The organism is Pseudomonas sp. R5-89-07 (genome assembly GCF_003851685.1).
In the GTDB taxonomy this organism is placed as follows: Bacteria; Pseudomonadota; Gammaproteobacteria; order Pseudomonadales; family Pseudomonadaceae; genus Aquipseudomonas.
The window spans coordinates 2,155,616-2,169,533 of the sequence record NZ_CP027727.1 but is presented as its reverse complement, the minus strand read 5'-3'; the positions used below and the strand labels follow the sequence as shown (position 1 = coordinate 2,169,533).

Annotated in this window: 13 protein-coding genes; 6 read left to right on the top strand and 7 right to left on the bottom strand. The window is 60.2% G+C overall.

What is annotated here, in order from left to right; all coding sequences use genetic code 11:
• Nucleotides 1-350 precede the first annotated feature (350 nt).
• The 3 genes from C4J94_RS10060 to C4J94_RS10050 form a co-directional block, all read right to left on the bottom strand.
• Nucleotides 351-695, bottom strand: coding sequence for an FKBP-type peptidyl-prolyl cis-trans isomerase (locus tag C4J94_RS10060; RefSeq protein WP_124388951.1), 345 nt, complete (start codon nt 693-695; stop codon nt 351-353).
• Nucleotides 696-896: 201 nt separating this feature from the next.
• Nucleotides 897-1,517 (bottom strand): hypothetical protein, encoded by a 621-nt coding sequence (locus C4J94_RS10055; protein ID WP_124386003.1) that lies wholly within the window; start codon nt 1,515-1,517, stop codon nt 897-899.
• 78 nt (nt 1,518-1,595) lie between these two features.
• Nucleotides 1,596-2,564 (bottom strand): hypothetical protein, encoded by a 969-nt coding sequence (locus C4J94_RS10050; protein ID WP_124386002.1) that lies wholly within the window; start codon nt 2,562-2,564, stop codon nt 1,596-1,598.
• A 196-nt stretch (nt 2,565-2,760) separates the two neighbouring features.
• Here C4J94_RS10050 and C4J94_RS10045 point away from each other — a divergent pair, with 196 nt between their 5' ends.
• Together C4J94_RS10045 and C4J94_RS10040 are read left to right on the top strand one after the other, a co-directional pair.
• A complete protein-coding gene (locus C4J94_RS10045) occupies nt 2,761-4,257 on the top strand; it encodes a PAS domain S-box protein (protein ID WP_124386001.1) in 1,497 nt (498 codons plus the stop codon).
• Between the two features lie 102 nt (nt 4,258-4,359).
• Nucleotides 4,360-4,632: a DUF1652 domain-containing protein gene (locus C4J94_RS10040; RefSeq protein WP_124386000.1), complete on the top strand. Its 273-nt coding sequence runs from the start codon at nt 4,360-4,362 to the stop codon at nt 4,630-4,632.
• Here C4J94_RS10040 and C4J94_RS10035 read toward each other — a convergent pair.
• The 3 genes from C4J94_RS10035 to C4J94_RS10025 form a co-directional block, all read right to left on the bottom strand.
• On the bottom strand, nt 4,595-5,788 hold the full coding sequence (locus tag C4J94_RS10035) for an MFS transporter (protein ID WP_124385999.1): 1,194 nt from the start codon (nt 5,786-5,788) through the stop codon (nt 4,595-4,597). The genes C4J94_RS10040 and C4J94_RS10035 overlap by 38 nt on opposite strands.
• An 89-nt stretch (nt 5,789-5,877) precedes the next feature.
• On the bottom strand, nt 5,878-6,186 hold the full coding sequence (locus C4J94_RS10030; protein ID WP_124385998.1) for an RcnB family protein: 309 nt from the start codon (nt 6,184-6,186) through the stop codon (nt 5,878-5,880).
• 98 nt (nt 6,187-6,284) lie between these two features.
• A complete protein-coding gene (locus C4J94_RS10025) occupies nt 6,285-6,743 on the bottom strand; it encodes a transposase (RefSeq protein WP_124385997.1) in 459 nt (152 codons plus the stop codon).
• A gap of 312 nt (nt 6,744-7,055) precedes the next feature.
• Here C4J94_RS10025 and C4J94_RS10015 point away from each other — a divergent pair, with 312 nt between their 5' ends.
• The 3 genes from C4J94_RS10015 (at nt 7,056) to C4J94_RS10005 (ending at nt 11,011) form a co-directional block, all read left to right on the top strand.
• A complete protein-coding gene (locus tag C4J94_RS10015) occupies nt 7,056-7,613 on the top strand; it encodes a helix-turn-helix domain-containing protein (protein WP_124388950.1) in 558 nt (185 codons plus the stop codon).
• A 12-nt stretch (nt 7,614-7,625) separates the two neighbouring features.
• Nucleotides 7,626-8,972, top strand: coding sequence for a glutamine synthetase family protein (locus C4J94_RS10010; protein WP_124385996.1), 1,347 nt, complete (start codon nt 7,626-7,628; stop codon nt 8,970-8,972).
• Between the two features lie 179 nt (nt 8,973-9,151).
• Entirely contained in the window at nt 9,152-11,011 is a 1,860-nt protein-coding gene (locus C4J94_RS10005; protein ID WP_124385995.1) for a DUF3857 domain-containing transglutaminase family protein, read from the top strand.
• Nucleotides 11,012-11,184: 173 nt separating this feature from the next.
• Here the strand turns inward: C4J94_RS10005 and C4J94_RS10000 are convergent, their stop codons facing one another.
• Entirely contained in the window at nt 11,185-12,078 is an 894-nt protein-coding gene (locus C4J94_RS10000; RefSeq protein ID WP_124385994.1) for a LysR family transcriptional regulator, read from the bottom strand.
• A 130-nt stretch (nt 12,079-12,208) separates the two neighbouring features.
• Between C4J94_RS10000 and C4J94_RS09995 the strand changes: the two genes are divergently transcribed.
• The gene (locus C4J94_RS09995; protein WP_124385993.1) at nt 12,209-13,855 is read left to right on the top strand and encodes a GMC family oxidoreductase; all 1,647 of its coding nucleotides are present in this window, start codon (nt 12,209-12,211) and stop codon (nt 13,853-13,855) included.
• Nucleotides 13,856-13,918: the final 63 nt, after the last annotated feature.

Here is a 13,918-nt window from a genome sequence, read left to right as displayed (position 1 = left end):
CCCGAGGCAACTCAGGTGCTGGTCAGCGTCGATGAGAGGGAATCAGGCAGGCGCCAGGGATGGCCACTGCCGGGATGCCGTTTCTCGCTTTTTCTGGCGAGACAACGGCATCTGGAAAATGCGCGTTACCTTGCCAAGTATGTGCCGGTTACCGAAACCGGCCGACTACTGTCACTCGAACAAGTACCCACTGAGGGTCTCCGCTATTGATGAAAACGCGCGAAGCTTACGCCGCGATTTATGCAGAGTAAACCGTAGGAAAGTTTCCGCAGGGTGAATAAGAAATTTCTTCAGGATGGGTTCAGGAACGTGGTTACCGGAACCGTCCTCAACCGCCATGTTCCACCTCTTCAATCATCCCGCGTCAGCACTTCCAGCAATTCAATCTCGAAGCGCAGATTGCTGTTGGGCTTGATATGCGCGCCCATCGAGCGCTCGCCATAGGCCAGCTGCGCCGGCACGAACAAGGTGCGCACGCCGCCGACCTGCATGCCCATCAAGCCCTGGTCCCAGCCTTTGATCACGCGGCCAGTGCCGATCACGCACTGAAACGGCTTGCCCCGCTCCCAGGACGAATCGAACACCGTGCCATCTTCCAGGGTGCCGGTGTATTGAGTGGTGATCAGCGCGCCCTTGACCACGGCTTTGCCGTCGCCCAGGCGGATGTCGGTGACCTGCAGTTCGTCGTTGCTCATGGGGTTCTCGTTGAAGGCGTAAAGGTTGGGGTTTTCCCAGAACCGGGTAGGTTTGGCAAGCGCCATGACGACGCGATCCAATGTGGGAGGGGGCTTGCCCCCGATGGCGATGGTCCATTCAAGAATGAGCTGACTGCCAACCTGCTATCGGGAGCAAGCCCCCTCCCACACTCTGATTTGCATGCATCCAGCGGTCGGCGATTACAACCAGTGCCAGAACCGGCTCCAGAACCCGCGCCCCAACTCGTCCTTGCACCCGGCATATTGCCGGGCGTACGTCTGCGAACGCGCCTGCACCTTGCTCGCCACCGGCAGCAGCCAGGCTTTGCTGGCATAGGTGCGCTGACGATAGCCGCCCCAGCCTTCGTGGTAGTTCAGGTACTGGCCGTAGGCGTCGTACTTGTAGACGCCGTTGATGGTGTAGGTCTTGTCCATGTACCAACCGATGAAGTCGATGGCGTCGTCGAAATCTTCGCGATCAGCGCCGCTGCGCCCGGTGCTTTTGCGGTAGTCATTCCACACTTCATCCTTGGCCTGGGCATAGCCGGAAGCCGTGGACACGCGCCCCCAGGGGATGATCCACAACAGGTATTTACGCGGTGTCTTGGCGTCGTAGCGAAAGCCCGATTCCTGATACATGATCGCGAACGGCACCTGGATCGGCACGCCCCAGCGTTTTTGCGTGACCTTGGCCGCGTCGTACCAGTCATCTTTTTCGCGGAAGATGGCGCAGAGGTCGTTGGGCGTGCGTGGCGGCGAGGTGCCGCACGCCGCCAACAGAGAAGTGAGTAATAACAGTCCGACGGTTTTGCTTGCGGTCAAAGGGCACCTTTGCGTGAAACGCGTAAAATGCCGGCATTTTACGCGTTCACACCCGCGGCGTCCCTGCCGCAAATGCTATTAAGCCAATGGCACGCGACGGGTTGTCAGCGCGATCCGGCCGACGAAGAAGCTCAACGCGGCACCCAACAGCAACATGGCCAAGGTACCCCAGGCTGCGCGGGACAATTGCTTGGCCGCTACTTCAGCGGCTTCACGGGCTTTCTGTTCAGCCTGCTGTTTCAGTTCTTCGACTTTCTGCATGGCTTGCTGGTACGCCTGGGCATAGTTATCGACGATCTGGGTGGCTTCTTCCTTGCTCTTGCCGGTACGCGCCGCGACGATGTTGACCAGCGCCTCTTTGTCCGCCGCATTCAGTGCCGGCTCGCCGGACGCTTTCACGCGTTCGAACCACTGCTTGAGTTCATCACCGGCCTGGGCAGGATTGGTCGCCGCATCGTTGGCCGATTGCTTGCCATCAGCGGCCACCTGGTCGGTTTTCTGCTCGACGTTGGCTGGGTTCAGTTCAGGCTTGCCGGTTTGCTTGAGCAGCGTATCGAGCTGGCCTTGCAGGCTGTTCCAATCCAGCTGGATGCCCTGCTCGTTCAACTGTTGCTTGATGCTGTTACCTATGCCCGGTGCGGCGGCGGCGATGCCACTACCGGCGGCGGACAGGCCTTTGCCCACTACGTTGCCAGCGGTACCCACCACACTCGATGCCAGCCCTGCCAGCAGCCAGGTGGTGAGCAAGGTGGTCAGTGTCCAAGTCAGCACGCCATGCAGGCCGCCGCGATCCGGTGCGGTGCGCCCGGCCACGAACGCGCCGAGGGCGACGGCGACCAGCGTTGCTACAAACAGCCAGATCCCGGCACCGGTGCCGAAGCCGCTCAAGGGGTTACCCGCTTCCATTGGGTCAACAGCGCTGGCGCCAATGGCCGTACCCAGCACACTCAAAACGAGGTAACTGACCAGTGCAATTGCACTACCGGCCAATACCGAGCTCCAGGACACGCGAAACAGCGATCGATGGGTTTCATAGACAGTCGTCATACAAAGGTCCTTCCAAGGGGGTGGGAGCAAGGCAAAGTGCCTTGATGGTTCGGAGTGTGGCGAAACGACATACGTTCAGTCCCGGCTCATATGCACTACCTGGCCTGGTGCATTCGCACTCCCACCCGAACAATTTCTCTGCACTATCCTGAACCCGGGATGTCGTAAAACCATGCGTCCATACCTTGGAGAACCTATGACACAGGATGTTCTTGCCAAAGAAACCAACCGCCGCCAACTGCAGCAGATCATCTCCGGGTTGTCTGATGGCGTGATCCTCGCCGAGGTCGACCAGACCATTCTCTGGGCCAACGAAGCCGCACTGACCATGCACGGCGTCCATGACGTCATGGGACTGGGGGCCAACGGTCAGGAATACGCCGAGCGCTTCGCCTTGCGGTATCGCAACAACCATCCGCTGCAGTTGGACAGCTACCCCCTGGCCCGCGCTGCGGCGGGTGATGAGTTCAGCGATGTGATTGTGGAAGTCATGCCCACGGCCGATGAAGAAAAGACCTGGGTTCATCGCTTGCGCAGCCTGGTGATCACCGACTCACAAGGCGAGCCGGAACTGCTGGTGCTGATCCTCAGCGACGCCACCGAATGGGCCAGCGCCGAGCAGCGCTTCGAGAAAACCTTCAACGCCAACCCCGCGCCTGCGGTGATCTGTCGCCTCAGCGACCTGCGCTACATCAAGGTCAATCAGGGCTTTCTGGAGATGACCGGCTACAACCGCGACCAGGTCATCGGCAAATCCGTGTATGAACTCGATGTGCTCGAACACGCCGAGCGCAAGGACCTGGCCATCGAGCGGCTGGGACAAGGCTCGACCATTCCGCAGATGCAAGCGGAACTGAGGCTGCCTGAAGGCGGCAGCAAGCTGGTGGTCGTGGCCGGCCAGCCGCTGGACATGAACGAAGAGGACTGCATGCTGTTTTCGTTCATGGACCTGGAGCCTCGACGCAAAGCGGAAATCGCCCTGCGCCAGAGCGAAGAGCGCTTCGCCAAATCCTTCCGCCTGACGCCGGTGCCTACACTTGTGTGCAACGCCGCCAATCGCCAGGTGGTGGACATCAACGAAGCCTTCATGAGCATCACGGGCTATATCAGTGAAGAACTGATCGGCAAATCCATCGAAGACATCGACTTCATCGACAGCCCCCAAGCCGGCGCACAGCTGTTCGCCACCCTGGAGAAAGCCGGGAACCTGGAAGGCCATGACCTCAAAGTGCGCAAAAAAGGCAACGAAGTGATCGACTGCGTGGTGTCCGCCGACACCGTAATCATCCAGGACATCCCGTGCTACCTGCTGGTGTTCATGAACATCACCGAACGCAAACGCTCGGAACTGGAACTGGTCGCGGCCATCGAGGAAGTCATGCAGGACGCTTCCTGGTTCAGCCAGACCCTGATCGAAAAACTGGCCAATGCCAAGAGCGTCAACAGCCCGAACCTGCCGAACGTGTCCTTCACCGACCTCACGGCCCGTGAGCGGGACGTGCTGGGGTTGATCTGCGAAGGCCTGGCCGACAAGGAGATTGCCTCACGCCTGAAACTGGCGCCCAACACCGTGCGCAACCATGTGGCCACCGTGTACTCCAAGCTAGGGGTGCATAGTCGTAGTGCAGCCATCGTCTGGGCCCGTGAACGCGGGCTGTTCGCTGGCGAATTGCGCGTGAAAAACAAGCGTTGAGAGTGCAAATGCACTAGTGCAGTTAGTGCGAATTCGCCTTATGAGACGCCAGGGCAGTCAATAACCTTCTAGGCATCGTATCTGTGCCTTGAAGGAGCCTGCATGTTTACCCTCTCTCAACTGCGAAATTGCATCGAAGAAGGCCTGTCGCCACTGACCTGCGAGTTCACCCTGTGCCGGGATGCGTCCCTGACCCTCAAGGTCTTCGACGCCGAAACCGGACGAGTCGACCTGGTGGTCACCGGGATCAGTACCAACCGGCTGCAGACCCCGCAGGAAGTGGCGAAAATGGTGGACGAGTTACGCTATGAACTGCAAAGCAACAATGTCGGCAAGCTCACGCTGGATGACTTGCCTTCATCTTCGCCCCAATGAAATAGAACACCCCGCCACCGACGATAAACCCCCCGAGCATATAAAACATGTAATGCGCCGGCAGGCTGGCCAGCACCAGCCCGCAAAGCACCGGCCCCAATGCGGCGCCGAGATTGGACAGGTTCTGCGCGCCGTAATACATCCCCCTCAGCGCGTCAGGCGCGATTCGGTCGATAAACATGTACTCGGCCGGGAACACGATGATCTCCCCCACGGTAAACACCGCCATTGCCACCACCCACCACACCACGCTGGTGGACAACGCAAAGCCAATCAGACCCAGCATGAACATGCCCAAACCGGCGATGAGCCACTGGCTCAAGTAACGGTGCGAGATGCGCCGGCCAATCAGATACTGCAAGGCAATCACCAGCACGGCGTTGGTGGTAAGCACGGCGCTGATCACGGTGTAGGTGTATTCGGCGGTGGTGGTCGTCACCAGGTATTGCGACAGGTAGGCCGTGAACTGGCCGAATACCACGGCACTGAGCAAACCACCGACGGTGAAGCACACCAGGCGGTGATCCTTGAGCAGCACACGGCCCACGGCCATGAACGGCAACGGTTTATGCGTGACCTCGACAGTGGTCAGTGTGCGATCGCCCAGGCGCCAGTACAGCAGGAAAAAACCGACGCCCAATAACGCCGACAGAATAAACGGCAGGCTGATATCCGCCTTCGCCACCATCGCGCCAAAAAACGGCCCCACAGCGTAGCCGATATTGGTCAGCGTATATTTGATGGAGAACACCTCGCTGCGTCCCTCCTCCGGCAGCAGGCTGGCGAAACCGGCCTTGATCGCGATATCGATGACCGCATAGGCCAGGTTGATCAGGATCAGACAGCTATAGAACGCCCAGATGTTCTGCGCCAGCACCGTACCGATAAAGCCCAGCACAAATACCAGACTCAAACCTAGCAGCAAACGGTAACTGTTGACGCGGTCGACGAGGAAACCGCCATAAACGCTGAGCAGCGAGCCGACAATCAGCGAACTGCCGATCACCAGGCCAACCTGGCTGATGTCGAGGGCGAAGTGGCTGGTGAGGTAGATGACCAGGTATGGAAACGTGATCGCCTTGGCCAACGTCAGCAGCAACGTGGCGGACAGCAACAGGTTGACCGTGCGGGGGTAGTTTCTTATCGCTGCAAGCATCCTGCTCTCTTTCTTTAAGGTAACGCGACCATTTTACGGCCGGTTACCTTAACGCAAGAAAGGCGCTACGAGCAGGTGGTTGTTCAGGATTATTTCTTGACTGGCGTGATCTCGAGGATGGTGCCGTTGGTGGTCTTGAGCAGCACATACTTGTCGCCAACCCGTGCCCACTGGCTCTCTTCTTCAGGCTGCTTGAGGCCACGTTTTTTCCAGTCGCCCAGCGCCGATTCCTTGCGCATCAGGATATCCGGGGCACGATCGCCTTCTTTCAAATCACGGGCATTGATGTTGGAAGGCTGCACGGTCTCCTGCGGCGTATCGCCGGCCTGCACCACAAAACTGGCGGTAGACAGGCTTGCAGCAACGAGAACACAGGCAACGAGAGATTTTGACTTCATGGGTGCTCCTTCAATTTTGGGTGCGTACCAGGTTCCGACCGCAGCGGCGCAGGATCATTCACATCAACACCCTGCCAATAAACCCCGTGGCGAGTGAGCTATAGCCAGACTGCGTCCCAGAGCGGGTAGTCGCCGATACGCTCGACCAGCCCGGCTCGCAATGGATTGGCGATGATGTAGCGCGCAATCTTTACGAGATCCTCTTCGGCTCGGGCCGCGCGATCATGGTATCCATTCTGCCAAAAAGCGCCCTTCGTACCGCAGGCTTGGTTGATGGTCAGTGTGCTGCGCGACTTCACCTGCTGTATCACTTGCGGCAACGTTGCATCACGCAGCTCGAACATCCAGTGAAGGTGATCAGGCATGGTCACCCAGGCCAAGGAAGTCACCAGATCCGCATCGTGGGCGCGTTTGAGCTCTGCAACCAATAACCGGCCCAGAGACAAGTCAGCAAAAACCGGACGCCGCTGATAAACCACGGCCGTCACCAGGTACACACGACCCGCTTCTGAATAACGACCACGCCGTAGCAAATGCGAGTTGGGTCTTTGAATCAATCCTTTGATGCCCTTGAATGGATGGATGACTCATTCAACCTAGCAGGCCTGCAAATGGTCGCGCTCCAACTCAATTTCCGCATGTTTCCCCGCTCCCTTGTGGTGAGGGAGCTTGCTCCCGCTGGGCTGCGAAGCTGCCCCAACCTGGCCAGCGCATTTGTTCAGGAAACCCTCGACTGGGCTTTTTTGGGGCTGCTGCGCAGCCCAGCGGGAGCAAGCTCCCTCGCCACAATGGGAGTTCAAACTTCGCCGCCCATTGCCCCCATGAAATTAATCCTGTAATTTTTCATGAAATTATTCGAACTGAATTTCATGACACCCCAAGATGAACTCGCCACCCTCGCGGCCCTGATCCACGACTTGCGCAAGCACAAGAAGCTCACCCTCGCGCAATTGGCGCAAAGGATCGAGCGCTCGGTGGGTTTCCTTTCCCAGGTGGAACGTGGCCTGTCGCGCCCGACCGTGGCCGACCTGACCGCCATCAGCCACGCCCTCGACGTGCCGACCACGTACTTCTACAGCCTGCCCAAACCCAAGGCGGTGGACTGGGTCACGCGGCCCAACGAGCGGCGCACGGTGTACTACGCCAATGGCATCACCGACATCCTCGTCTCGCCCAACATGAACGGCGCGTTTTCGATGCTCGACAGCCTGTTGGCACCCGGCGCCAACAGCGGCGAGCAGACCATGAGCGACCGTGCCGAACAGGCCGGTTTTGTGCTGGAGGGCGAGTTGACGCTGTGGGTTGAAGGCGAGGCCGATGCGGTCACTCTCGGCCCTGGCGACAGCTTCCATCTCGCCAGTTTCGCCCACTGTCGCTACGCCAACCTGACCGCCCTGCCCACCCGCGTGCTGTGGGTTTACAACTAGGAGCTAAACCCCGTGAAAAGCCAATCTGCAACATTGCTGGCCGAAGTGCGCGCCTTCCGCCAGAACCATCCCGACGTGCGCTACGTCGACCTGATCGCCCTGGACATTGCGGGGCATTTCTACGGCAAGCGCTACCCGGTGGAGATGCTTGAGAAGGTCGCCGCCGGCAGCCCGTTGAAGCTGCCGCAGAACGCGGTATTGCTGGGCGCCCAGGGTGGCTTGTTCAAGATTGGCGATTACTGCTTCAACGACGGCGATCCGGATGCCAATCGACGCCTGGTGCCGGGTACGCTCAAGCCGGTGAGCTGGGAATCGCAACCGCTGGGGCAGATGCTGATCACCTCCGACGGCACCGAAGCGCCCATCGAATTCGAACCCCGCGAAGTGCTGGCCAGGGTGCTGGAGCGCCTGCATCACAAGGACATTCACCCCGTGGTGGCGTTCGAGCTGGAGTTCTACCTGTTCGATAAAAAGCTCGACAACGGCCTGCCGCAATTCCCCCGCGACCCGCTGAGCGACGATGCCGACGACCAGCCCACCCTGCATATCGAGCGGCTGTCGCGCTTCAGCGAAGTGCTGGATGACATGGCGCAAACCGCCAAGGCCCAGGGCATCGATATCACGGTGATCACTGCGGAAATCGGCCCGGGCCAGTTCGAAATCAATTTTGGCCATTCGCAAGACGCTCTGCGCGCCGCCGACTGGGCCGCCCTGTTCTGCCGCAGCACGCGGGGCGTGGCACTCAAACACGGTTATCGCGCCAGCTTCATGGCCAAGCCTTACCTGCAATTTCCGGGCAGTGGCATGCATGTGCATGTGAGCCTGTATGACGGCGCCGGCAACAACCTGCTGGCGGCGCACCAGCAACAGCCGCTGCGCCACGCCGTGGCCGGTTGCCTGGCGTTGCTACCCCATTGCATGCCGATCTTTTCGCCCAACCACAACGCTTTCCGCCGCCTGGGCGGTACGGTCAATGCCGCCACCCGCGCCAGTTGGGGCTTCGAAGACCGTGATGCGTGCGTGCGCATCCCCGATTCCGACCCACGCAACCTGCGTATCGAGCATCGCCTGGCCAGCGCCGACGCCAATCCGTACCTGGTGCTGGCGGCAATCCTTGCCGGTCTGGAGCACGGCCTTGAAGCCCGTCAGGAGCCTATCGCGCCGTTGAACGAGGACCGCAGCAGCGGCACCGATTTCCCCGTGGAGATGCTTGATGCCGTGCGCGCCATGCAACATCAGCAGGTTGTGCGCGACACGCTGGGCGCGGAATTTGTCGACGTGTACTGCGAGAACAAACGCCAGGACCATCTGGCGTTCCAGCAAGAAATTCACGCGCGGGAATACCGCTGGTTTCTCTAGAAAAAAAGCCACACACGAACTCGGAAAGACCTGACACAAATCAAGGAAAGGCTCTAGAACGGGCCTTTCAGACACAATTATTGTCGAACAATCCTGGCCTTCTCCGTTGAGAGCGATTATCATCCGGCGCCTTCTCCCTACCCGTCGGGTAGTGTTTCAATGTGTCATCCGAGGCGCCCATGTACCGTTTTTTCTTTCATCGCCCTTTGATTGCCATCAGTCTGGGGCTGGTTTCCCATTCCGTCTGTGCAGCCCTGCAACCCATAGCCGAAGCCCCGCTGGCCAGCGACACCGAATTTCACTGCCACTTCAACCGCGACGCCAGCACCGACTGCACCACGACCTACCACTACACCATCCTCAAACCCAACGGCCGCGAGATGCTCTCGCGCATCGACTTCGACTACTCCGAAGGCGACAGCTTTGAAGTGATCAGCGCGCAAACCACCCAGCCTGGCGCCAAACCCGTCGCCCTGGCGGTCACGCAGATCGACACACGCACAGCGCCCAACCCGGACCAGGGTTTCAGTCGCGATCAGCAAACCTCCCTGGCCTTCCCGAACCTGCGGGTCGGCACGCAGATTCGTTACACCGTGCGCCAGCATTTCGCCGCCAAGCCGCTGATGACCCAGTTCCACTACGTACTCAAGTTAGGCCCCAGCGCGGCCCGCCGTGATCGTTTCAAGGCGCGCTTCACCGCTGAACGGCCGATCCACTGGCGCAGTGAGCTGTTCGACGACTTCAAGGTAACGCCTTCGGCCAATGGCAAGACGCTGGACGTCGTGCAAAAAAAGCCGGTCTACCTCAATTACATCAATGAACCGTCCGGCTCGGCGCTGCTGCACATCCCGCGCCTGGAACTGGGCAGCGCCCTGGATAGCCAGGCCTATTTCGGCGATCTCGCCCAGCGCTACAACCAGATTCTCGGCGTCAACCTGCCGGCACACGCCGCTGCCGCCGTTGCCGCTGTCAGCAAGCTGGCCCCGGCGGAGCAAGTCGCCGCGCTGATGCAGCACATCAACGATCACTACCGCTACCTGGGCGACTGGCGCGCCACCGACCGTGGCTATGTACCGTTCAAGCTGGAAGAAATCGAGCAGCATGGCTATGGCGACTGCAAGGACCTGGCGATCCTGCTCACGGCAATGCTCAAGGCCGCCGGCATCAAGGCCGAGACGGCGTGGGTCAGCCGTGGCGATGTGGCCGAGGCCTTGCTGATTCCAGGCACCCTGGCGCCGAATCACGCCATCGTGCGTGCCGAAGTGGACGGCCAGGTGTGGTGGCTCGACCCCACCAACCCGGTCTTCGCACCCGGCCAGACCCTGCCCGACATCCAGGATCGCTGGGTGCTGGTCAACGATGCCCAGAGCCAGGTGCGCGAAGAACATATTCCGCTGGAACGCCCAGAAGTCGCGGGGCGCCTGGACAAGCACGTGCAGTTCGGCAAACAAGGCGATGGCGCGGTCGAGGCCACCGTCACCTTTAGTCGCCTGCCGCTGATGCAATTGAGCGTCGCCGACCGTGAGCAAGGCAGCACCGCGACCGACCAGGACATCTGCGCCAACTTCGGCAACGACATCAGCGACTGCCAGATCAGCCGCCAGGCCACGGGATTTGTGGTGCACGACGGCTACAGCGTCAGCGCACGGCTCACCGATAAACGCGCCCTGGAAAAACTCGGAAATGACTATGTCTACACCGATCCATCCCTGAAAGATCGCTGGGACGGTTACATCAATTACCGTCGTCAGGGGCAACAGGCCGACCTGGACCTGGGCAACCCTGAAACCTATGACTATCACTACACCCTGACCGGCGCGCAGATGGAAAAAGCCATTCCCGGCTGCCAGGTGCGCTCGCCCTGGTTCGACCTGGACCTGGACGGAAAACTGGAGGGCGGCACGCTGCGCTATCACTACCGCCTGAGTCAGAAGAAGCGCTGGTTGACCCATGATGAAGTGGCCAGCGATGCATTCGGCAAGCTGATTGACGAAGCCCGCGCCTGTGCCGAACAGGTGCATCAGGTGGTGAAACTCTAAGCGCTGCCTGACACACCAGGGTCCAAATGTGGGAGGGGCAAGCCCTGATGCCAGTCAGTTAAGAAACAGCAGAAGCGAGAAGCATCTGTGGCGAGGGAGCTTGCTCCCTCGCCACAGGTTTGGTGTTTGCCTTATCAGGGGCAAGCCCCTCCCAGCTTTTCGATTCGGTTGCGTCAGTCAGCTTCACCGAGCAATAGTTTCTGCTCCCGAGCGCACATCTCCACCAGGTAATCCCACAACACGCGCAACCGCACCGACTTATGCAACTCCCTACGCGAGCTGATCCAATAGCTGCGCTGGATGCTTTCCCCCGGCAGTAACGGTACCAAGTCCGCATCGCCCGCCGCCATGAAACAGGGCAATACCGCGATCCCCAAACCCGACCGCGCAGCCTGGTGCTGGGCAATCACGCTGGTGCTGTGGAAGACCACCTTGGGATTGCGACAGAAGCTGCTGAGGAATTTCAGTTCCTGGCTGAACAGCAGATCATCCACATAGTCGATCCATGAATGGGCCGCGAGGTCTTCGCGTTTTTCAATCGGTGGATGACGCTCCAGATAGGCGCGGCTGGCATACAGCGCCAGGCGATAATCCGTGAGTTTGCGGGTGACCAATTGATCGACGCTGGGGCGTTCCAGGTGAATGCTGATTTCCGCTTCACGGTTGAGAATGCTGACAAAGCGCGGCACCGCCACCAATTCCACTTCCAGGCCGGGATAGCGCTCGAACAGCCCACCCATGCGACCGGCAAGAAACATCACCCCCAGGCCCTCCGCCACACCGAGACGAATTTTGCCCAGGGGCGCCGCCGAATGGGTGAGTTCGTCTTCCGCCAGCAGCGCCACGTTTTCCATGGCTTCGGCATGCTTGAGCAGGGCCTCACCGGACGGCGTCAGCTCATAGCCCTGGGCGTGCTGTACGAACAGCGCAGTACCGAGGCTTTTTTCGATGGCTTCGATATGCCGGGCCACAGTGGCATGCGTGGTTTTCAAGCGTTGTGCGGCGGTGAGCAAGCGGCCGCTGCGCTGCAATTCGAGAAAAAACCGCAGGTCATTCCAGTCGAACATACCGCCTCCATAGCCTGCCCGTGGGCCATGCTGTTTAAAAACGCACAGCAGCTGGGCAAAAACTAACATTTTTAAGACGAAAACTAACAACTAGGATGGAGCCAATAAGAAAAACAAGCGAGACCCACAGATGCCCATTGCAACTGCTGAATACGATTATGTGATCGTCGGCGCCGGCCCCGCTGGCTGCTTGCTGGCCAATCGTCTGTCCGCCAACCCGGCCCATCGCGTCTTGCTGCTGGAGGCCGGTGGTCGCGACAACTACCCCTGGATTCATATTCCCGTCGGCTACCTGTTCTGCATCGGCAACCCGCGCACCGACTGGTGCTTCAAGACCGAAGCCCAGGCAGGCCTGCAAGGCCGAGCCCTGAGCTACCCGCGCGGCAAGGTACTGGGTGGTTGCTCCTCCATCAACGGCATGATCTACATGCGCGGCCAGGCCCGCGACTATGACGACTGGGCGGCGCAGGGTAATCCCGGATGGGCCTGGGATGACGTCTTGCCGCTGTTCAAGCACAGCGAAAACCATTTCGCCGGCACATCGCCGTTCCACAGCGACGGCGGCGAATGGCGCGTCGAGCAGCAGCGTCTGTCGTGGCCGATCCTGGACGCGTTTCGCGAGGCAGCCAAGCAAAGCGGCATCGCCAATATCAGCGATTTCAACCAGGGCGATAACGAAGGCTGCGGTTATTTCCAGGTCAACCAGAAGGCCGGGGTGCGCTGGAATGCGGCCAAGGCGTTCCTCAAACCGGTGCGCCAGCGGCCCAACCTGACCGTACTGACCGAGGTAGAGGTCGACCGCGTGGTGCTGGAAAACGGCCGCGCGTCTCAGGTCGTCGGCCGCCAGCACGGCCAGCAACTGAGCTGGAAAGCACGCAAGGAAATCGTGCTGTGCGCCGGTGCCGTCGGCTCGCCGGGCATCCTGCAACGCTCGGGTATCGGCCCCGCCCATGTGCTCAAGCCCCTGGGCATCGATGTGGTCCATGAACTGCCGGGCGTCGGTGGCAACCTGCAGGACCACTTGCAACTGCGCCTGATCTACAAGCTCGAAAACGCCCGCACCCTGAACCAGATCGCCGGCACGGTCTGGGGCAAAATGGGCATGGGCCTGCGCTACCTGTATGACCGCAGCGGGCCGTTGTCGATGGCACCCAGCCAGCTGGGCGCGTTTGCCCGCTCCGGGCCGGAGCAGACTTCGGCCAACCTTGAGTACCACGTACAGCCATTGTCCCTGGAGCGTTTTGGCGAGCCGCTGCATGCATTCCCGGCCTTTACCGCATCGGTCTGCGACCTGCGCCCTCAGAGTCGCGGGCGCATCGATATCCGCTCGGCCAACCCGGCGGATGCGCCGCTGATCCAGCCCAACTACCTCAGCCACCCGCAAGACCTGCGCGTGGCCGCCGATGCCATCCGCCTGACGCGACGGATCGTGGCCGCCCCCGCCCTGAGCCAGTTCAAGCCGGTTGAATATTTACCCGGTGACGCGCTGCAAACCGAAGAACAGCTGCACGAAGCGGCGGCGCGTATCGGCACGACCATCTTCCACCCGGTGGGCACCTGTCGCATGGGCGCAGACAAGGACGCGGTGGTCGACGCACAGCTGCGTGTGCACGGCGTGCCGGGCCTGCGCATTGCCGATGCGTCGATCATGCCAAGCATCACCTCGGGCAACACCTGCTCGCCGACGCTGATGATCGCCGAGAAAGCCGCGCAACTGATCCTTTCACCGAACACAAGGAGCCTCGCCCCGGAGAGAGAAATGGTTCACGCAATCTGAATAGCGGCGCCACACCTGGCGCCGACAGTGGAACAACAATAAATAATCACTGTGAGGGCTACC

Excerpts from the sequence above, each read along its gene's own strand:
- C4J94_RS10060 (WP_124388951.1), bottom strand. The coding sequence starts at position 695 with ATGAGCAACGACGAACTGCAGGTCACCGACATCCGCCTGGGCGACGGC.
- C4J94_RS10050 (WP_124386002.1), bottom strand. The coding sequence starts at position 2,564 with ATGACGACTGTCTATGAAACCCATCGATCGCTGTTTCGCGTGTCCTGG.
- C4J94_RS10045 (WP_124386001.1), top strand. The coding sequence starts at position 2,761 with ATGACACAGGATGTTCTTGCCAAAGAAACCAACCGCCGCCAACTGCAG.
- C4J94_RS10040 (WP_124386000.1), top strand. The coding sequence starts at position 4,360 with ATGTTTACCCTCTCTCAACTGCGAAATTGCATCGAAGAAGGCCTGTCG.
- C4J94_RS10035 (WP_124385999.1), bottom strand. The coding sequence starts at position 5,788 with ATGCTTGCAGCGATAAGAAACTACCCCCGCACGGTCAACCTGTTGCTG.
- C4J94_RS10030 (WP_124385998.1), bottom strand. The coding sequence starts at position 6,186 with ATGAAGTCAAAATCTCTCGTTGCCTGTGTTCTCGTTGCTGCAAGCCTG.
- C4J94_RS10015 (WP_124388950.1), top strand. The coding sequence starts at position 7,056 with ATGACACCCCAAGATGAACTCGCCACCCTCGCGGCCCTGATCCACGAC.
- C4J94_RS10005 (WP_124385995.1), top strand. The coding sequence starts at position 9,152 with ATGTACCGTTTTTTCTTTCATCGCCCTTTGATTGCCATCAGTCTGGGG.
- C4J94_RS10000 (WP_124385994.1), bottom strand. The coding sequence starts at position 12,078 with ATGTTCGACTGGAATGACCTGCGGTTTTTTCTCGAATTGCAGCGCAGC.
- C4J94_RS09995 (WP_124385993.1), top strand. The coding sequence starts at position 12,209 with ATGCCCATTGCAACTGCTGAATACGATTATGTGATCGTCGGCGCCGGC.